Annotated in this window: 16 protein-coding genes; 6 read left to right on the top strand and 10 right to left on the bottom strand. The window is 69.6% G+C overall.

The window, feature by feature from the left end:
* Positions 1-2: 2 nt before the first annotated feature.
* Entirely contained in the window at positions 3-350 is a 348-nt protein-coding gene (locus PKE85_RS07510) for a DMT family protein (RefSeq protein ID WP_271204183.1), read from the top strand.
* A 57-nt stretch (positions 351-407) separates the two neighbouring features.
* Here PKE85_RS07510 and efeO (PKE85_RS07505) read toward each other — a convergent pair whose 3' ends face one another.
* The 10 genes from efeO (PKE85_RS07505) to PKE85_RS07460 all read right to left on the bottom strand — a co-directional run bounded on the left by efeO (PKE85_RS07505) (position 408) and on the right by PKE85_RS07460 (position 10,784).
* Complete coding sequence (efeO, locus tag PKE85_RS07505) at positions 408-1,226, bottom strand: iron uptake system protein EfeO (RefSeq protein ID WP_271204182.1); 819 nt, start codon at positions 1,224-1,226, stop codon at positions 408-410.
* A 70-nt stretch (positions 1,227-1,296) separates the two neighbouring features.
* Positions 1,297-2,583 carry an iron uptake transporter deferrochelatase/peroxidase subunit gene (gene efeB / locus PKE85_RS07500; protein ID WP_271204181.1) on the bottom strand — a complete coding sequence of 429 codons (1,287 nt, stop codon included), beginning with the start codon at positions 2,581-2,583 and terminating at the stop codon, positions 1,297-1,299.
* 5 nt (positions 2,584-2,588) lie between these two features.
* Positions 2,589-3,752 (bottom strand): iron uptake system protein EfeO, encoded by a 1,164-nt coding sequence (gene efeO, locus PKE85_RS07495; RefSeq protein WP_271204180.1) that lies wholly within the window; start codon positions 3,750-3,752, stop codon positions 2,589-2,591.
* A complete protein-coding gene (efeU, locus tag PKE85_RS07490; protein ID WP_271204179.1) occupies positions 3,749-4,597 on the bottom strand; it encodes an iron uptake transporter permease EfeU in 849 nt (282 codons plus the stop codon). Before efeU ends, efeO (PKE85_RS07495) begins: the two co-directional genes overlap by 4 nt.
* Before the next feature lie 290 nt (positions 4,598-4,887).
* Complete coding sequence (locus PKE85_RS07485; protein WP_271204178.1) at positions 4,888-6,297, bottom strand: NAD(P)(+) transhydrogenase (Re/Si-specific) subunit beta; 1,410 nt, start codon at positions 6,295-6,297, stop codon at positions 4,888-4,890.
* 9 nt (positions 6,298-6,306) lie between these two features.
* Positions 6,307-6,750, bottom strand: a complete 444-nt coding sequence (locus tag PKE85_RS07480; protein WP_271204177.1) for a proton-translocating transhydrogenase family protein — start codon at positions 6,748-6,750, stop codon at positions 6,307-6,309.
* On the bottom strand, positions 6,750-7,892 hold the full coding sequence (locus tag PKE85_RS07475; RefSeq protein WP_271204176.1) for a Re/Si-specific NAD(P)(+) transhydrogenase subunit alpha: 1,143 nt from the start codon (positions 7,890-7,892) through the stop codon (positions 6,750-6,752). Before PKE85_RS07475 ends, PKE85_RS07480 begins: the two co-directional genes overlap by 1 nt.
* 4 nt (positions 7,893-7,896) lie before the next feature.
* Positions 7,897-8,181 (bottom strand): aa3-type cytochrome c oxidase subunit IV, encoded by a 285-nt coding sequence (locus tag PKE85_RS07470; RefSeq protein ID WP_271204175.1) that lies wholly within the window; start codon positions 8,179-8,181, stop codon positions 7,897-7,899.
* A 383-nt stretch (positions 8,182-8,564) separates the two neighbouring features.
* On the bottom strand, positions 8,565-9,350 hold the full coding sequence (locus tag PKE85_RS07465; RefSeq protein ID WP_271204174.1) for a phosphotransferase enzyme family protein: 786 nt from the start codon (positions 9,348-9,350) through the stop codon (positions 8,565-8,567).
* A gap of 66 nt (positions 9,351-9,416) precedes the next feature.
* A complete protein-coding gene (locus PKE85_RS07460) occupies positions 9,417-10,784 on the bottom strand; it encodes an ABC1 kinase family protein (RefSeq protein WP_271204173.1) in 1,368 nt (455 codons plus the stop codon).
* 170 nt (positions 10,785-10,954) lie between these two features.
* On the opposite strand from PKE85_RS07460, the gene PKE85_RS07455 reads away from it, so the two are divergent.
* The 5 genes from PKE85_RS07455 to glgA all read left to right on the top strand — a co-directional run bounded on the left by PKE85_RS07455 (position 10,955) and on the right by glgA (position 18,355).
* Positions 10,955-12,184, top strand: coding sequence for a type III PLP-dependent enzyme domain-containing protein (locus tag PKE85_RS07455; RefSeq protein ID WP_271204172.1), 1,230 nt, complete (start codon positions 10,955-10,957; stop codon positions 12,182-12,184).
* Positions 12,185-12,321: 137 nt separating this feature from the next.
* The gene (locus PKE85_RS07450) at positions 12,322-14,832 is read left to right on the top strand and encodes a glycogen/starch/alpha-glucan phosphorylase (protein ID WP_271204171.1); all 2,511 of its coding nucleotides are present in this window, start codon (positions 12,322-12,324) and stop codon (positions 14,830-14,832) included.
* Positions 14,833-14,944: 112 nt separating this feature from the next.
* The gene (gene glgC / locus PKE85_RS07445) at positions 14,945-16,207 is read left to right on the top strand and encodes a glucose-1-phosphate adenylyltransferase (protein ID WP_271204170.1); all 1,263 of its coding nucleotides are present in this window, start codon (positions 14,945-14,947) and stop codon (positions 16,205-16,207) included.
* Between the two features lie 54 nt (positions 16,208-16,261).
* Positions 16,262-16,870: a hypothetical protein gene (locus PKE85_RS07440; RefSeq protein ID WP_271204169.1), complete on the top strand. Its 609-nt coding sequence runs from the start codon at positions 16,262-16,264 to the stop codon at positions 16,868-16,870.
* A 42-nt stretch (positions 16,871-16,912) separates the two neighbouring features.
* Complete coding sequence (glgA, locus tag PKE85_RS07435; RefSeq protein WP_271204168.1) at positions 16,913-18,355, top strand: glycogen synthase GlgA; 1,443 nt, start codon at positions 16,913-16,915, stop codon at positions 18,353-18,355.
* The last annotated feature ends 233 nt before the right edge of the window (positions 18,356-18,588 follow it).

Genomic DNA, 18,588 nt, shown 5'->3' with positions numbered 1-18,588 from the left:
CCATGAACCTGTCGCTGATCGCCACGCCCGCGCTGCTGGTGGTGTCGAACGTCTTCATGACGTTCGCCTGGTACGGGCACCTGAAGGACAAGAACCAGGCTCTCTGGATCGCGATCCTGGTGAGCTGGATGATCGCGCTGATCGAATACTGCTTCGCGGTGCCCGCGAACCGGATCGGCGCCGAGGTCTATTCCACCGCCCAGCTCAAGGCGATGCAGGAGGCGATCACGCTCATCGTGTTCGCCGTGTTCTCGGTGCTTTACCTGGGCGAGCGCTTCACGCTGAACCACGCCATCGGTTTCGCCCTGATCGGGCTCGGCGCGACCTTCGTGTTCCGCGCCGGCTCATGACGTCGCCGCCAGCCCGGAGCTGTGACCGGGCGTGGCGGCGACGTCGCAGATCGGCTCTCAGTCCAGGCCGAGCTTGCCGCGCAGCTTGGAGAGGTCCTCGGCCAGCGTGTTCACCGCGGCGGAGAGCGCCTTGCGGTCGCCGTCCGTCAGCTTCTCGTAGGACACGTAGCCCTCGCCCTGCTTGTACTTGGACAGGATCGTGTCGATGCGCTCGAAATTGGCGTCGACGGTCTTGAGGAACGTGGCCTCCTTCTTGGCGATCAGGGGACGCACCAGCTCCACGATCTTGCGGGAGCCGTCGAAGTTGGCGCGGAAGTCCCACAGGTCGGTGTGGCTGTAGCGATCCTCCTCGCCGGAGATCTTGGTGGCGGCCACCTCCTCCATCAGCGCGGCGGCGCCGCCGACCACCTTCTCCGGCGGGAAGGTGAGGCCCGCGATGCGCGTGCGCAGCTCCTTCACGTCGGCCAGCAGCTTGTCGGCCACGGGCGCGAGGCCTTCGGTGGAGCTCTTGACCCACAGGGCGTATTCGATGCGGTGGAAGCCGATGAAGTCGGGGTTGGCCTCGCCGCCCTCGTGGTCGTCGGCGCGGGAGTCGATCGAGGCGTCCAGATCGCCGAACAGCTCCGCGATCGGCTCGATGGCCTCGTAGCTCATGCGCGACGGGGCGAACAGCGCCTTGGCCTTGTCGATCTCGCCGGCCTTGACCGCCGCCGTGAAGGCCGCGACGTCGGTCTCCAGCTTCTCGGTCTTCTCGGTCACGTAGACCTTGTACTCGGCCAGCGGCTCGACCAGGTCGAGCGCCGCGTCGCGGGCGAAGGCGCCGGACGCCAGGACCAGCGCGAGGCCGGCGGCCGCCAGGGAATGCTTCAGCTTCATGGGATCGCTCCAGGTGCGAAAATCGCGGCCGGCGACGCCGGACGCGCGCGGGCGGCGGGACGGCCGGCGCTCATCCGTCCCGCGGCTCGCGGGCGGCGGCGACGAGCGCGCGGCCGAGATGGTCGGATGGGGTTTCGACGCCGGGCAGGACGTAGAAGTAGCCGCCGCCGACCGGCTTGACGTACTCCTCCAGCGGCTCGCCATCGAGCCGACGCTGGACGGAAATGAAGCCGGCGTCGAGATCGGCCTGGTAGCAGATGAACAGCAGGCCCTGATCGAGCTGGCCGGAACGGGTGACGCCGTTCGAATAGTTGAACGGCCGCCTCAGGATCAGGTTGGCGTCGGATTTGGCGTCTCGGGGATTGGCGAGGCGGATGTGGGAATCGAGCGGCGTCAGGCGGCCGTCCCTGTCCTGCGCGTAATCCGGCCCGACGAATTCGCTCGCCGAAAGCTTGTCGAGCGGCGCGCCGGTCATCTTGGAGCGGCCCATGATGCGCTCCTGCTCGCCGAGCGGCGTGCGGTCCCAGCGCTCCACGAAATTGCGGATGATGCGCACCGCCTGATAGCTGCCGCCCGTGGCCCAGTCCGGCTCGCCATCGCCGGCGCCGACCCAGACCACCCGGTCCATCAAGGCCTCGTCGCGGGAATCCGGGTTGGCGGAGCCGTCGCGGAAGCCGAGGAAGTTGCGCGCGCTCTCCGCGGTCCCGTCCGGTCCGGGCGCGACCACCGGCACCGCGCCCTCCTGCTTCCAGCTCAGGATGAGTTGGTCGGGGATCGACTTGATGATGTCGCGCAGCGCGTGGATCGTGGCGTCCTGGGAGTTGGCGCAGATCTGCAGCGTCAGGTCGCCGTGGCACAGGTCGGCGTTGAGCGCGTCGTTGGGGAAGCGTGTCATGCGCGTCAGCCGCTTCGGCTTCAGCGGCCGGAGCCACGGCCGGTCGTCGAACAGCGAGGCGCCGAGCGCCACCGTGACGGTGAGCCCGTCCGGTCTGGCGACCGGACCGAGCAGGCCGGAATCCGCCGGCGGCAGCTTCGGGTCCAGCACGGGCACGGGGCCGCCCGCGGTGAGGAAGGCGATGCGCTCGGTCAAACGCCGGAACAGCGCCTCCAGCGCGTCGGCGTCGTCCGCCACCACCGCGAAGCTCGCCACCATGCCGTGCGCCGGACGGGGCGTGACCACGCCCGCCTGCCGCGCGCCGTAAAAGGGCGTGCGGTCGTCCTGCGACGCGTGGTTCGCAAGCGGCGCGTCGGTGACATGGGGCTCGGCGCGCGCGACCGACGCCGCGAACGGACAGGCCGCCACCAACCCGCCGACGCCCTTGAGCAGCGCCCTTCGGCTGTGCCCCGGCTCCCCCATGGCGCTCACTCCAGCCCGAGCGCTGCGGCGGCCTGCCGCAGCGCGTCCGACAGCGCGCCGAAGCGCTGGGCGAGCGCCGTCCGGGCGGGATCGTCACGGCCAGCGCCCGGAGAAAGCCCAGCAAGCGCCGCGCGGGTCTCCGCAAAGCGCAGGTCGAGGGCTGTGGCCGCCTCCGGCGACGCCTCCTTCAGCAGCGGCGACAGCAGCCCGGCGGCCTTCGCCATGCCGTCGAGCTCCGCGCCAAGCTCCGCGGCGTCGTTCTTCGCGTAGGGCGCAAGGCCGTGGACCACCGCGCCGTCCGCCAGCAGCCGGGCCTGCCGGGCCGAGGCGCCGAACAGGTCCTCCGGCGCCAGCTTCAGCTCGCGCAGGCGGGCCTTGAGCGCCGCCGCGTCCTCGGCGAGCGCGGCGGCGACCGGAGCGAGGCCCTCGACAGCCCCCTTGGCGAACAGCCCGTATTCGATGCGCGGCAGGCCCCGGAAGGCGGCATCGGCCTCGCGTTCGGCCAGATAGTCCGCCGCGCCGTCGAGCGCGTTCTTCAGGTGGCCAAAACGCGCCGCCATGGGCTCGAGCCGGCGATAGGCCGCCCGCGCCTCCGCGAACCGGGCCTTCGCCGCATCGAGATCGCCGGCCGCGATCGCCTCCCGCAGTCTGCCGACCTGCGTCACGAAGGCGGAGGACTGCAGCGCCAGCGTGACCTTGTATTCCGACAGCGGGCCGATGAAGGCGGTGATCGGCGGCCGCGCGCGCGCCGCCTCGGACGCGGCGGAGGGCGTCACCGTCAGCGTGCCGCGCGGGTTCGACAGCAGCCCGCAGGTGATCTGGTACGTTCCGGGTTTCAGACGCGCGGTCAGGCGGGCGCTGAAGCCGGGCGGGATGTTCTCACGCTCCTCCACCACCATCACGCCGTCGAGGATCTCCCATTCCAGCGTCCGGTCGGACTGGTTGCGGATGTGAAAGACCGCGCGTCCGGCGGGAACCGTAAGGTCGTTCGGCTCGCAGCGGCCGTCGCGCACCGCCACGGCGATCGCCCCGTCTTCGGGCTTCGGCCCGCCGCGCTTGACGGCGTAGGCGAACAGCGCCGCGCCGGCGAGCGCGAGCAGGGCCGCGCCCGCGACGCCGAGACGGAGCGCGCGGCGGGACGGCGCGCGGCGGGATGCGGGCGGCGTCATGATCGGGCCTTCACGGAGGCGCCGGCCCGCTCCGGCTGGGGCGCCGGCGCGTGCGGCCGCAGCAGCAGGACAAGCGTGACGGCGAGGAACGTCACATAGACGACGACTTCGCCCACCGTCGGCGCGTCGTGGTAGTTGAACAGACCCGCCAGCACCGCGCCCACCGGGCTCGACGCCGGCAGCACGCCGGTCAGGTCATACGCCAGCGTCTGCAGGTGGTTCCACAGCCCCGCCTCGTGCAGCTGCCGCACCACGCCCGCGAGCAGGCCCGCGGCCACGATCAGGATCAGCACGCCGGTCCAGCGGAAGAAACGGCGGAGGTCGATGCGCGCGCCGCCGTGGAAGATGGCGTAGCCAACCGCGGCCGAGACCGCGACGCCTGCGAGCGCCCCCAGCGCCGCGCCGGGTCCGGGGCTCTGCTGCACGATGGCGAGCAGAAAGAAGATCGACTCCAGCCCCTCGCGGGCCACGGCGAAGAAGGCCATGGCCACCAGCCCCCATGCGCCGGAGCCGCCGGCCAAGGCCTCGTCCACCGAATGGCGCAGGTCGGAGGCGATGGTGCGCGCCGCCTTGCGCATCCAGAACACCATGCCGGTGAGCAGCGCCGCCGCCACCAGCCCGACGAGAGCCTCGAAGAGCTCCTGCGTCTTCTGGGGAAATTCGGCGCTCGCGAACTGCAGCGCCGCGCCGATCGCGAACGAGGCCGCCACCGCCAGCAGCACGCCGATCCAGATCGCCGGCAGCCAGCCGTCGCGGCCGGTCTGGCGCAGGTAGCTCGCGATGACGCCCACGATGAGCGCCGCCTCGAGCCCTTCGCGCAGCATGATCAGAAAGGGTGCGAGCATCGGTGGGACGCCGGAGCGGGAGAGGTCGTGCGGAAGCTATGCGCCCCCGTCCCCGCGCTCGCAAGTTTTTGTTATTACTTTGAAATTTATCTAATCACGGCATTTTTGGGGCGAATGAGCCGCGCGATTCCGGACGTCACGGCGCCCGTTCGGGACCTCTCCCTGACCGTCATGCCCGAGCTTGGGCATGACGGGTGATCAGGCCGCGCCCTCTGGACAACGTCCTGAAACAGAAGAGGCCGGGCGTCGCGGCCCGGCCTCTCCCGATGTCGTCGCGGATCGCCGGAGCCTCAGAGGCCCTTCACGATCGCCTCGGTGACCTTCTTGGCGTCGCCGAACAGCATCATGGTGTTGTCGCGGAAGAACAGCTCGTTCTCCACGCCCGCGTAGCCCGCCGCCATGCCGCGCTTGATGAAGAGGACGGTGCCCGCCTTCTCCACGTCGAGGATCGGCATGCCGTAGATCGCCGAAGTCTTGTCGGTCTTGGCCGCCGGGTTGGTGACGTCGTTGGCGCCGATGACGAAGGCCACGTCCGCGCCCGAGAACTCGGAGTTGATGTCTTCCAGCTCGAACACCTCGTCGTAGGGCACCTGCGCCTCGGCGAGCAGCACGTTCATGTGGCCCGGCATGCGGCCCGCCACCGGATGGATGGCGTACTTCACCTCGACGCCCTCCTCCTTCAGCTTGTCGGCCATTTCGCGCAGCGCGTGCTGGGCCTGCGCCACCGCCATGCCGTAGCCCGGCACGATGATGACCTTGGACGCGTTCTTCATGATGAAGGCGGCGTCGTCGGCCGAGCCCTGCTTCACCGGCCGCTGCTCGCCGCCGCCGGCTCCGCCCCCGCCCGCCGCGGCGTCGCCGCCGAAGCCGCCGAAGCCGCCGAGGATCACGGAGATGAAGCTCCGGTTCATGCCCTTGCACATGATGTAGGACAGGATCGCGCCGCTCGAGCCCACCAGCGCGCCGGTGATGATCAGCGCCAGGTTGCCGAGCGTGAAGCCGATGCCGGCCGCGGCCCAACCCGAATAGGAGTTGAGCATCGAGACCACCACCGGCATGTCCGCGCCGCCGATCGGGATGATGATCAGGAAGCCGAAGGCGAGCGAGGCCAGCACGATGAGCCAGAACACGAAGTGGCTCTCGGTGATCACGAACGCCACGCCGAGCACCACGATCAGCGCGAACAGGCCGATGTTGATGACGTGGCGCATGGGCAGCATGATCGGCTTGCCGGACATGCGTCCGTCGAGCTTAGCGAAGGCGATCAGCGAACCGGTGAAGGTGATCGCGCCGATCGCGACGCCGAGCGCCATCTCCACCAGCGACTGGCCGTGGATCGCGCCCACCGCGCCGATGCCGAAGGCTTCCGGCGCGTAGAGGGCGGCGGCCGCCACCAGCACGGCGGCGAGGCCGACGAGCGAGTGGAAGGCGGCCACCAGCTGCGGCATCGCCGTCATGGCGATGCGCTTGGCGGTGAGGGCGCCGATGGCGCCGCCGACGCCAAGGCCGAGGATCACCAGCAGCCAGCCGCCCACCCCGTGGGGCGGGGAGACGAACAGCGTGGTCAGGATCGCGAGCGTCATGCCCGCGATGCCCATGGCGTTGCCGCGCCGGGAGGAAGCCGGGCTCGACAGGCCCTGCAGCGACAGGATGAAGAGAACGCCGGCGATGAGGTAGAGGATCTGGACGATGTCGGTCATCGCTGGTCGTCAGCCCTTCTTCTTGTACATGCTGAGCATGCGCTGGGTGACGAGGAAGCCGCCGAAGATGTTGATCGAGGCGAGCACCAGGGCGACGAAGCCGAAGCCGCGCGCCCACCAGGGGCCCGAACCGCCGGCCAGATCGACGCCGACGGCGAGCAGCGCGCCGACGACGATGACGGATGAGATGGCGTTGGTGACCGCCATCAGGGGGGTGTGCAGCGCGGGCGTCACGCTCCACACCACGTAGTAGCCCACGAACACCGCCAGCACGAAGATCGCGAGGCGGAACACGAAGGGATCGATCACGCCGCCGGTGGCGCCGTGCAGGGCGACGCCCGCCGCGTCGGCGATCTGGTCGGCGTAGGACTGGGCGGCGGCCGCCGCCTCGCGCGCGGCGTCGGCCGCGGCCTGGGCGCGGTCCGCGGCCTCTTCAGGGGAAAGCGCGGCCATCAGTTCGTCTCCGCGGGCTTGGCGATGGGATGCACGACGGCGCCGTCCTTCGTCAGGAGGGTCGCCTTGACGAGCTCATCGTCCCAGTCGACGGCGAGCTCCTTGGTCTCCTTGGAGAGCAGGGTCTCGAGGAAGGCCGACAGGTTCTTTGCGTAGAGCGCGGAGGACGACGCCGAGAGACGGCCCGGCACGTTGCGGTGCCCGACGATCTTGACCCCGTTCACCTCGACCACCTCGCCCGCGACCGCGCCTTCGACGTTGCCGCCGCGCTCGACCGCGAGATCCACCAGCACCGAGCCGGGCTTCATGGACTTCACCATGGCCGCGGTCACGAGCCGCGGCGCCGGACGACCCGGAATGAGCGCGGTGGTGATCACGATGTCCTGCTTGGCGATGTGGTTCGCCACCAGCTCCGCCTGCTTGGCCTGGTACTCGGCCGACATGGGCTTGGCGTAGCCGGCCGCGGTCTCGGCCTGCTTGAACTCCTCGTCCTCGACCGCCACGAACTTGGCGCCGAGCGAGGCCACCTGCTCCTTGGCGGCGGGCCGCACGTCGGTCGCCGACACCACGGCGCCGAGGCGCCGGGCGGTGGCGATGGCCTGGAGGCCGGCGACGCCCGCGCCCATGACGAAGGCCTTGGCCGGCGGCACCGTGCCGGCGGCGGTCATCATCTGGGGAAGGGCGCGGCCGAACTCGGCGGCGGCGTCGATCACCGCGCGGTAGCCCGCGAGGTTGGCTTGGGACGAGAGCACGTCCATGACCTGGGCCCGGGTGATGCGGGGCATCAGCTCCATGGCGAAGAGGGAGACGTTCGCGGCGGCGAGCGCCGCGATGTCTTCGGCGGCTCCGTAAGGGTCCATCGTGCCGATCACGAGCGCGCCGGGCTTGAGGCCCGTCACGCCCTCGGGCGCCGGGCGGCGCACGGTCAGGAGCACGTCGGCGCCGGACAGCGCTGCCGCGCGCGAGGAGGCGATTTCGGCGCCCGCCTCGCTGTATGCCTCGTCGGTGGCGCCTGCAGTGAGGCCTGCGCCGGTCTCGACGCTGATCGAGGCGCCAAGCCCCTTCAGCCTCTTGACGACGTCAGGCGTCAGGGCGACGCGCGGCTCCGACGGGTCTGTCTCTTTGGCGACGGCGATCTTCATCGGATCAGACGATGTACCAGAGCGCGACGAGAAGCAGCGCGGAGCCGATGATGGGCAGGATGGTGCCCTTCTCGCTCACGGCGCCGATGACGCCGCCGACGATGGCGAGCGCCACGCCGAGGCCGCAGAGCCACCACGGGCCCGTCACGCCGCCGATGGCGAGCGAGATCACGACCAGGACGGCCATGGCCGTGCCGATCTTCGACATCTTCATAACGCCCGCATAGGTGCGCTCGTGCTCGGCGTAGTCGTTGCCGGTCGCCGTGGCGTATTCGGTGATCCCTGCCATATCCGTCCCTTTCAATGTGCTCGACGTCATTGTGTCGCACTCGCGCGTCGGGCTTAGCCTAAAGCATCGGAGGGAGCAAACCCCCCTAAACGTACTGGTATACCAAATGCCAGAACAGGACAATCCTGCGCGCCAAATCCGCGCGGGCGAGCGCCAAACAGCTCAATAATCAATTGAAAATGAGATCAGGCCGCGCGCTCGAAGGCGCGAGCCACCCGCTCAAGCGCGGCCCGGGCCAGAGCCCGGGAGGCGGCCGGCCGGCGCGCGTCCACGGCCGCTGACGCGAGCGTGACGGCGGCCCAGGCCTCGACCGCCGCCCTCGTGCGGCCGCTTTCGGCGAGATGGGCCTCGGCGGAGCCGAGCGCCAGGACAGCGCTCCTCCTTCAGAGACGCGCCCGCACCACGCCCAACACATCGCGATAGGCCGCGCGAAGCAGGGCTCGGATCGCTTCTCGGCGCAACCGGCGGGATTCGCGCGCCAGTTCGCAGGCGACCCACAACAGGACCGCAGTTTCCGACCTTCCGGTCGCCGCGATGTAGGCCGACAGATAGCTCTGCGCCAAACGCATCCGGAACGGCAAAAGCATCCTTGAGGGGACCCAGCCGAATTTGGGGCGCACGTAAAGGATGAAACAGAAGGTCCGCGCCACATCCTGAACGAAGCAACCGACGCCGGCGCGCCCCCAGTCGATCACAGCCAGCCGCTTTTCACGCACGACCACATTCGCTGGAGACAGATCGCCATGACAGAAGCCGCGTTCGGCTGCGTCCTGTCCCAGAATCTCGTTCACCCGGTCAACATCCGACGGCGTGAAATCAGGAAGCGCTTTGGCTGCGATCGGCGCTCTTTGCCTGACGCGCCAAAGCCTGGCGCCCTTGAACGTCGGCGTCTGATGGATGGCCGCGTGCGTTTCGCCAAGCTGCGCCATTACAGCCATGGCGTCCCATGGGCGGCCAGTGACAAAGCTCGACAGGGAAACCCCTTCGAGTTTTGAACCGACGATGGATCGCCCGTCGTCAAGCAACTCGTCCGGACGCCAGGTCGGAACGCCATGCTCGTACGCATGGCGGGTGCAGAGATATTCCGACAATATGAGCTTTTGGGGAATATGCGGGAAATAGCGCTTTACGATCCGCCCATCGGGCAGCTCGTAAACGACGCCCTGCACGCCCCGCCCGATTTCAATCTCATCCGAAATGATTTTAGTGCTCTCCGCTGCGCCTCTGGCGCGCTTCTAGAGGCTTTTCTCCAGCTCCGCCACGTCAAGCGCCTCGGCCTGCCGCGTGGCCACGCGCTCGACCGAAAACCCCTCGATCTCGCGCTGGAACAGGCGCGCGAAGTTCAGCTCGGCCCCGAGATGCAGGAACACGCCGCCGAGGCCGATGGCGGCCCGGTCCATGAACACGAATTCGCGCGGAATCGTGACCGGCCCCTTGCGCTTCAGCTCCTGGTGCACCCGGAACGCCTCCTTACGCCCATAGGCGCCGGGCGAGACGCCGTCCGCGACGGTGCGCGTCCGGTCGTCCAGCAGCGGACCGTAGATGAACCGCGCCCAGATGTTCAGCGTCTCGATCAGGTCGCGGGTGAGGCGCTGGAAGCCCCAGGTCTCGTAGGCGTGGGCCACGCGGGTGTCGTCGCCGTCACGCAGACCCTCATAAAGGTCGACCACGCCGCCGACGAACCGCGGCGGGAAGATGCGCACGCAACCGTAATCCAGCAGGTTCACGCCCTGCGGCTCGCCGCTTTCGGAAAAGGCGGCGTAGTTGCCGAGATGGGGGTCGCCATGGATGACGCCGTGGCGCGAGAACGGCCGCCACCAGGCGTGGAACATGGCGACGCCGAGCCGGTTTCGGACCTCGAGCGGGGCGGCCTTGTGGGCGAGCAGCCGCGTCCCCTCCAGCCAGTCCAGCGTCAGCAGACGCCCGGTGGAGAGCTCGCCGCGCACGCCCGGAACCCGCACCTCGGCCGTGTCCGCCAGCATGTGGGCGTAGAGCCGGGCGTGGGCGGCCTCGCGGCGGTAGTCCAGCTCCTCGCGGATGCGCTCGCCGATCTCCTTGAGGATCTCGCTGGTGTCGATGGCGCTGTCGAAGCGGGCGCGCAGATCGAACAGCCAGCCGAGCTGGGTGAGGTCCGCCTCCACCGCCGAGGCCATGTCCGGATACTGCAGCTTGACCGCGAGCGGCGCGCCGTCGAGGGCGGTCGCGCGATGCACCTGCCCCAGCGAAGCCGCGGCGGCGGGCTCCTTCTCGAATGAGCCGAACTTCGTGAGCCATTCCGCCCCAAGCTCCGCCGCCATGCGGCGCTTGACGAAGGCGTAGCCCATGGGCGGCGCGTCGGACTGAAGCTGCGCCAGCTCCTCGGCGTATTCCGGCGGCAGGGCGTCGGGAATGGTGGCGAGCAGCTGCGCCACCTTCATGATCGGCCCCTTCAGCCCGCCCAGCGCCGCACGCAGGTCGGCGGCCCGCGCCGCCCGGTCGCCGCCGCCGAACAGCCGCGCGCCCGCCACCTTCGCGGCCACCCCGCCCACATTGGCGCCCACGCGGGCGTAGCGGCCGACGCGGGCGGACAGGCGGTTGCGTTCGAGGTCGCGGGGATCGGGCATGGGCGGGCTTTCGAGACGGACGAAACGGATCGGGCGAGGCGGACGCGGAGGATCGACGCCTTAGGTAGGCCATGACGGCGGGTTTTTCAGCACGGCCGCCGTCGCGTCCGCGTCACGATCCGCGCGCTGACTGCGCCCCGCCCATCCCGTTCCCGGAGGCCCACGCCCGCATGCAGCGTTTTCCGACCGCCCGCGACGCCGCCCTCGCCCTGCGGCCCGACCGTCCCGTCTACGCCTTCGCGCCGCGCACGCTGGCCGCCGACGCCCGCGCCTTCCTCGACGCCTTCCGGGGCGTCACGGCCTATGCGGTGAAGACCAACGGCGAGCCCTTCGTGCTGGAGACGCTGGCCCAAGCGGGCGTGAAGGCCTTCGACGTGGCCAGCCCGGCGGAGTTCGCGGCGGCGCGGGCCGCGGCGCCGGAGGCCGCCCAGCTCTACATGCACCCGGTCAAGGCCTCGTCCGACATCCGCCTCGCGCTCGAAACCTATGGCATCCGCGCCATCGCCGTGGACCATGAGGACGAGGCGGCGAAGATCCTGCGGGTCGTGCGCGGCCTCGACATCGCGCCGGAGGACGTGACGCTGTTCGTGCGGCTCGCCACCAAGGGCCATGCGGCCTACGAGCTGTCGAAGAAGTTCGGCGCCGCGCCGGCCCATGCGGTGGAGCTGCTCCAGCGCATCGACCGCATCGGCTTCCGGGCGGGGCTCGCGTTCCATGTGGGCAGCCAGGTGGAGGACCTCGATTCCTACGAACGCGCCGTCGCCTCCGCCGCCTGGGTGAAGGGCCGCGCCGGCGTCCACATCGCGGCGCTCGACATCGGCGGCGGCTTCCCCGCCCCTTACGGCCGCGACCTGCGCCGGCCCGCCCCGCCGCCGCCCCCGGTCGGCGATCTGGTGCGCCGGGTGCAGACCGAGATCGACGGCTGGGGGCTTGGGGCCCTGCCGCTGGTCGCCGAGCCCGGCCGGGTGGTTGTGGCGCGCTGCCTGTCGGTGGTGGTGCGGGTGCTGCTGAAGAAGGGCCAACGGCTCTACATCAACGACGGCATCTGGAGCTCGCTGTCGGATTCCTGGACCGGCAAGATCACCCTGCCCGCCCGGGTCATCCCCGACCCGGCGCGGCCCCGGCCCAAGCGCGCCGCGGCGCCGAAGCTCACCCCCTTCCGCATCTGCGGCGCGACCTGCGACAGCGTCGACATCCTGTCCCGCCCGTTCTGGCTGCCGGACACGGTGGGCGCCGGCGACTGGATCGAGATCGGGCACATCGGGGCCTACAGCCTGGCGCTGCGCACCCGCTTCAACGGCTTCTACCCCGATGATTTCGTTGAGGTGGAACGGGCCTTCGAGGACGGCGAGCCGGTGGACGGCGCGGCCACGCTGGAGCCTCGCGGCGGGGCCGGCTGACGCCAGACTGGGCGCGCGCAAAGGTCGCACAGAATTTAGGCGCCTCTACCGCATTGCGGCATTTGCCATGCGGGAACGGTCATGCCTCACTGGCGCGGACGGCGCCGGCGATGGCGCAAAGCAGCGGGAGACCTCGCATGAACGACGTTCCGACCCCGATCGATCCCGAGGCGGCGCGCCGTCCCGTGCGCGAGGCCGCCCCCGCCGGCGCGCCCGATCCCGGCGTCGACGTCAAGCGGCTGCAGAAGGAGATCCTGGCCGAGCTCACCTATTCGGTCGGCCGTTCGCCGGAGACCGCGAGCCCCCGGGACTGGTTCGTCGCCACCGCCTACGCCGTGCGCGACCGCATCGTCGACCGCTGGATCGTGGACCACGCCTCGAAGGAGAATAAGCCCGAGAAGCGGGTCTATTACCTGTCGCTGGAGTTCCTGATCGGCCGTCTGCTGTTCGACGCGCTCAACAACCTCAACCTCACCGAGGTGGCGCGCGAGGCGCTGAGCGGCCTCGGCGTCGATCTCGACCGCATCCGCACCGCCGAGCCGGACGCGGCGCTCGGCAACGGCGGCCTCGGCCGCCTCGCCGCCTGCTTCATGGACTCCATGGCCTCCATCGGCGTGCCGGCCTTCGGCTACGGCATCCGCTACGACCACGGCCTGTTCCGGCAGGGCATTCGCGACGGCTGGCAGCAGGAGTACCCGGAGGACTGGCTGTCCTTCGGCAATCCGTGGGAGTTCGCCCATCCCGAGATCGACTACCCCATCGGCTTCGGCGGCTATGTGGAGCAGGTCAGCGAGGGCGGCGTCGCCCGCCACGTCTGGCGCCCGGCCGAGACGGTGGAGGCGGTGGCGTTCGACACGCCCGTGGTCGGCTGGCGCGGCCGGCATGTGAACACGCTCAGGCTGTGGTCCGCCCGCGCCGGCGATCAGATCAAGCTCGAGGCCTTCAACCGCGGCGATTACGTGGGCGCGCTCGCCGACCGGGTGCGGGTCGAATCCATCTCCAGGGTGCTCTACCCCTCCGACGAGACGCCCGCCGGCCAGGAGCTGCGGCTACGGCAGGAGTATTTCTTCGTTTCCGGCTCGCTGCAGGACCTCGTCCGCCGCCATCTGGAGGAGTGGGGCGACCTGCGCTCGCTGGCCGACCATGTGGCGATCCAGCTCAACGACACCCATCCGGCGATCGCGGTGCCAGAGCTGATGCGCCTGCTGATGGACGTGCACGGCCTCGACTGGGACGAGGCGTGGAAAGTCACGCTCGCCACCTTCTCCTACACCAACCACACCCTGCTGCCGGAGGCGCTGGAGAGCTGGCCGGTGCCGCTGATGGAGCGGCTGCTGCCGCGCCACATGCAGATCATCTACCTCATCAACGCGCTGGAGCTGGACGCCGCCCGCAAGCGCCACCCCGGCGACGACGGCCTGCTGGCCTCCATCTCGCTGATCGACGAGAGCAACGGCCGCCGGGTTCGCATGGGCCAGCTCGCTTTCACCGGCTCGCACAAGATCAACGGCGTCTCGGCGCTGCACACCGAGCTGATGAAGCAGACCGTGTTCCGCGACCTGCACCGGCTGCACCCGGACCGCATCGTCAACAAGACCAACGGCATCACCTTCCGCCGCTGGCTGTCCCAGGCCAATCCGGGCCTGACCTCGATCCTGATCGACGCGGTCGGCCCGGAGGTGCTGGACGATCCCATGCGGCTCGAGAAGCTCGCCGGCATGGCGACCGATTCCGGCCTGCACGAGCGGCTGATCGACGCCAAGCGCGCCAACAAGGTGGCGCTCGCGAAGGTGATCTCCGACCGGCTCGACATCCAGGTGGACCCGGACGCGCTGTTCGACGTCCAGATCAAGCGCATCCACGAGTACAAGCGCCAGCTTCTGAACATTCTGGAGACGGTGGCGATCTACAACGCCATGCGCGCCCAGCCCATGCGAGCCTGGATGCCGCGGGTGAAGATCTTCGCCGGCAAGGCGGCGGCGAGCTATCATCAGGCCAAGCTCATCATCAAGCTCGCCAACGACGTGGCGCGGGTGGTGAACTCCGACCCCACCGTGCGCGGCCTGCTGAAGGTGGCGTTCCTGCCGAACTACAACGTCTCGCTTGCGGAGATCATCATCCCCGCCGCCGACCTCTCGGAGCAGATCTCCACCGCCGGCATGGAGGCGTCGGGCACCGGCAACATGAAGCTGGCGCTGAACGGCGCGCTCACCATCGGCACGCTCGACGGCGCCAATGTGGAGATCAAGGAGCATGTGGGCGACGACAACATCTTCATCTTCGGCCTGACCGCGCAGGAGGTGGAGGCGCGCAAGCGCCGCGGCTACGACGCCCACGCCGCCGTGGAGGCCTCGTCCATGCTGCGCGAGGTGCTGGAGTCGATCCGCAACGGCGTGTTCTCGCCCGACGACCCGAACCGCTACCGCGGCCTCATCGACGGGCTGCTGGCCCATGACACCTTCCTGGTGACCGCCGACTTCGACGCCTATTTCGCGGCCCAGCGGCGGGTCTACAAGCTGTGGCGCGACCGGGCGGCCTGGATGAAGGCGAGCGTCGTCAACACCGCAAGGGTGGGCTGGTTCTCCTCCGACCGCACCATCGCGGAATACGCCGACGATATTTGGGGCGTGACGCCTGCAAGCCGCTGATCCGTCCGCTATCTTTACGCCAGGACGGATGACGAACGGACGCCCGCCGTCGGCGCGATAAGCGCGGCGGCGAGGACGTCCGGCTGATGATGCTCAAGGGGGAATGCGCCTGATGGTCGCGAAAACGCCGCTCGGTCCGCCCTATGCGCGCGGAGCCATGGCCTATGTGCTCGCGGGCGGGCGCGGCTCGCGCCTGATGGAGCTGACCGACCGGCGCGCCAAGCCCGCGGTCTATTTCGGCGGCAAGACCCGCATCATCGACTTCGCGCTCTCGAACGCGCTCAACTCCGGCATCCGCCGCATCGGCGTCGCGACCCAGTACAAGGCCCACAGCCTCATCCGCCACCTGCAGCGCGGCTGGAACTTCTTCCGCACCGAGCGCAACGAGAGCTTCGACATCCTGCCCGCGAGCCAGCGGGTGTCGGAGGAGGCCTGGTATCTCGGCACCGCCGACGCGGTCTATCAGAACCTCGACATCATCGAGGACTACGCCCCGCGCCACATGGTGATCCTGGCCGGCGACCACATCTACAAGATGGATTACGAGCTGATGCTCGCCCAGCATGTGGAGAGCGGCGCCGACGTCACCATCGGCTGCCTCGAGGTGCCGCGCGCGGAGGCTTCGGGCTTCGGCGTGATGCATGTGGACGCGGCCAACCGCGTCGTCGACTTCCTGGAGAAGCCCAAGGACCCGCCGCCCATGCCCGGCAAGCCGGACGTGGCGCTCGCCAGCATGGGCATCTACGTCTTCGACACCGCGTTCCTGTTCGACCTGCTGCGCAAGGATGCGGCGGATCCGAACTCGTCCCATGACTTCGGCAAGGACATCATCCCGGAGATCGTGAAGAACGGCAAAGCGGTGGCGCACCACTTCTCCACATCCTGCGTGCGCTCCAGCAAGGAGGGAGAGCCCTACTGGCGGGACGTGGGCACGGTGGACGCCTATTTCGAGGCCAACATCGACCTCACCGACTTCATCCCGGCGCTCGACCTCTACGATCACGAGTGGCCGATCTGGACCTTCGCCGAGATCACGCCGCCGGCGAAGTTCATCCACGACACCGAGGAGCGGCGCGGCCGCGCGGTGTCGTCGCTGGTGTCAGGCGGCTGCATCGTCTCCGGCGCGGGGGTGAAGGAGTCGCTGCTGTTCACGGGCGTGCGCGCCAACTCCTTCGCCGAGGTGGAGCGGGCGGTCGTGCTGCCTTACGTGGACATCGGCCGCCACGCCCGGCTGAAGAACGTGGTGATCGACCGCGGCGTGAAGATCCCCGAAAAGCTCGTCGTCGGCGAGGATCCCAAGCTCGACGCCCAGCGCTTCCGCCGCACCAAGAAGGGCGTCTGCCTGATCACCCAGTCGATGATCGACAGGCTCTGACCTTTGGGCTTCCGCGTTCGGGTATGGGCGGCGATCCTCATCGGAGGCTTCGCCGTGGGACTCGGCGCTCGCGCGCTGATGGAGCGGGAGCCGCGCGACCGCGTCAGCGCCGAATGGCGGGATCTTGCGGAGCGCTGCATCGCCTCGATCGAGCATGGAACGCCTTTGAACACCGCGGACCTCAAGCCTTATGCGCCGCCGGCCGGGTTGAGAGCCGATCGGGGATTTCGACCAGAACGCGAAAACGCCTGGAGAGAAGACGGCGGCCGCTTCGCGATCATCGAGAACGACGTGGCGCGCAATCCGACCGGACAGCGCAAATGCAGGGTCGTCCTCGCCACGACTTACGACGCCCTGACCAATATGGAACAGGCGGCCCTGATCCGGACGTTTCTGCTGCTGCGCCGAGACATGATCGCGGACTCACTCTACGAAACGCCTCATATCGACCAGATTCATCCGCTGGTCCTGCTTCTCGCCCGGTCGACGACGCGCAACGCGCGCAATTGCCAGACCGTCGTCATGCTGGCTTTCGATCCCGACAACAGAAGCGCTTGGATCAGCGTCGGAGAGCGACAGGACGCTCCTTGCGGGCGATCCAGCCCAGCCGCGCCACAAAACCCTCAGACGCCGCCTCGGCCGCCCTCGCCTGACAGGATTTGAGCAGCTAGGGTTACGTCGCACAGGCTTCTTTTCCAGGTTCCCATGACCTCCGTCCTCGCCGTCGCGTCCGAAGTCATCCCGCTCGTGAAAACCGGAGGGCTCGCGGATGTGGCGGGCGCGCTGCCCGGCGCGCTCGCGCCCCACGGCGTCGCGGTGCGAACGCTGCTGCCCGGCTATCCGGCGGTGATGGCGGCGCTCATCGACGGCGCGGTGGTGGCCCGGTTCGACGACCTGTTCGGCGGTCCGGCGCGCATTCTGGCGGCGACCGCCAGGGGCCTTGATCTGCTCGTCCTCGACGCGCCCCATCTCTACGCCCGCGACGGCGGCCTCTACGCCGGCCCCGACGGAAGCGACTGGGCGGACAACGCCTTCCGTTTCGCCGCGCTGGGCTATGCGGCCGCGGAAATCGGGCGGGGCGCCGCATCCCTGCCGGCGCCGCAGATCGTGCACCTGCACGACTGGCAGGCGGGGCTTGCGGGCGCCTATCTCGCCTACGGCCCCGGCCCCCGGCCGAAGACGGTCGCCACCATCCATAACATGGCGTTCCAGGGCTGGTTCCCGGAATCCATGCGCGAGGCGCTGCGCCTGCCGCCCGAGGCCATGGCCATCGAAGGCGTGGAGTATTTCGGCGGCGTCGGGTTCCTGAAGGCCGCGCTCCAGTTCGCCGACCACATTACCACCGTCTCCCCAACCTACGCCTGCGAGATCCTGCAGCCGGACGCAGGACTCGGCCTTGACGGGCTGCTCAGGGCGCGGGCGGCGGACGTGTCCGGCATCCTCAACGGCATCGACACCAACGTGTGGAACCCGGAGGCGGATTCGGCGCTGCCGGCGCCGTTCTCCGCGGCCAATCTGGAAGGCCGAGAGGCGTCGCGCCGGGCGCTCGCCCAGAGCTTCGGGCTCGATCTGGGCGACGGGCCGCTGTTCGGCGTGGTCAGCCGGCTGTCGAGCCAGAAGGGGCTCGACCTGCTGGCGGAGGCTGCGCCGACTCTGCTGGAGAGCGGCGGCTCTCTGGCGCTGATCGGCTCGGGCGAGGCCTGGCTGGAAGACCGCTTCCGGGCCCTTGCGGAGGCCAATCCGGGCCGGATCGGCGCCTTCATCGGCTATGACGAGCGCCGCGCCCATCTGCTGCAGGCGGGCGCGGACGCCGTTCTCGTGCCCTCGCGCTTCGAGCCCTGCGGGCTGACCCAGCTCTGCGCCCTGCGCTACGGCGCCGTGCCGGTGGTGGCGCGGGTGGGCGGGCTCGCCGACACGGTGATCGACGCCAATCCGGCCGCGCTCGCAGCCGGCGTCGCCACAGGGCTGCAGTTTCCGAGCGGCGATCAGGCCGCGCTGGAGGCGGCGCTGCGCCGGGTCGCGGCGCTGCACGCAGAGCCCGAGACATGGCGTCGAATCCAGCGCAACGGCATGCGCTCGGACGTGTCGTGGAACGCCTCCGCGGCCGTCTACGCCGATCTCTACCGCCGCCTCGCCGGACCGGTCTGACATTCCGTCCAGCGCGGCGCGACGTCGCGCCGGAGCGGGCGGCGTCCCGGCCCGAACCCGTCTTTTCGTTCAAAGCCTTGCGCTCCAGCGGCCGTGCGCGGGGCGATCCCAGGCAGCCCTGCGGCGATCACCGGCCTGTGTTGCGTTTGCGAAGGGGCTCTCTTAAGACGAAGGGCCGCTCGCGTGAGAGCGGCGCGCCGGGTGGGGCTGGACGCCCAGAACGGCCCCGGCGC

This window comes from Methylopila jiangsuensis (assembly GCF_027922305.1).
GTDB lineage: Bacteria > Pseudomonadota > Alphaproteobacteria > Rhizobiales > Methylopilaceae > Methylopila > Methylopila jiangsuensis.
The sequence above is the reverse complement of the archived record's forward strand: the minus strand, read 5'-3'. Positions and strand labels throughout refer to the sequence as shown.

What these genes read in the sequence shown, in the direction of transcription:
- PKE85_RS07510 (WP_271204183.1), top strand. Translation starts at nt 3, where the DNA reads ATGAACCTGTCGCTGATCGCCACGCCCGCGCTGCTGGTGGTGTCGAAC.
- efeO (WP_271204182.1), bottom strand. Translation starts at nt 1,226, where the DNA reads ATGAAGCTGAAGCATTCCCTGGCGGCCGCCGGCCTCGCGCTGGTCCTG.
- efeB (WP_271204181.1), bottom strand. Translation starts at nt 2,583, where the DNA reads ATGGGGGAGCCGGGGCACAGCCGAAGGGCGCTGCTCAAGGGCGTCGGC.
- efeO (WP_271204180.1), bottom strand. Translation starts at nt 3,752, where the DNA reads ATGACGCCGCCCGCATCCCGCCGCGCGCCGTCCCGCCGCGCGCTCCGT.
- efeU (WP_271204179.1), bottom strand. Translation starts at nt 4,597, where the DNA reads ATGCTCGCACCCTTTCTGATCATGCTGCGCGAAGGGCTCGAGGCGGCG.
- PKE85_RS07485 (WP_271204178.1), bottom strand. Translation starts at nt 6,297, where the DNA reads ATGACCGACATCGTCCAGATCCTCTACCTCATCGCCGGCGTTCTCTTC.
- PKE85_RS07480 (WP_271204177.1), bottom strand. Translation starts at nt 6,750, where the DNA reads ATGGCCGCGCTTTCCCCTGAAGAGGCCGCGGACCGCGCCCAGGCCGCG.
- PKE85_RS07475 (WP_271204176.1), bottom strand. Translation starts at nt 7,892, where the DNA reads ATGAAGATCGCCGTCGCCAAAGAGACAGACCCGTCGGAGCCGCGCGTC.
- PKE85_RS07470 (WP_271204175.1), bottom strand. Translation starts at nt 8,181, where the DNA reads ATGGCAGGGATCACCGAATACGCCACGGCGACCGGCAACGACTACGCC.
- PKE85_RS07460 (WP_271204173.1), bottom strand. Translation starts at nt 10,784, where the DNA reads ATGCCCGATCCCCGCGACCTCGAACGCAACCGCCTGTCCGCCCGCGTC.
- PKE85_RS07455 (WP_271204172.1), top strand. Translation starts at nt 10,955, where the DNA reads ATGCAGCGTTTTCCGACCGCCCGCGACGCCGCCCTCGCCCTGCGGCCC.
- PKE85_RS07450 (WP_271204171.1), top strand. Translation starts at nt 12,322, where the DNA reads ATGAACGACGTTCCGACCCCGATCGATCCCGAGGCGGCGCGCCGTCCC.
- glgC (WP_271204170.1), top strand. Translation starts at nt 14,945, where the DNA reads ATGGTCGCGAAAACGCCGCTCGGTCCGCCCTATGCGCGCGGAGCCATG.
- glgA (WP_271204168.1), top strand. Translation starts at nt 16,913, where the DNA reads ATGACCTCCGTCCTCGCCGTCGCGTCCGAAGTCATCCCGCTCGTGAAA.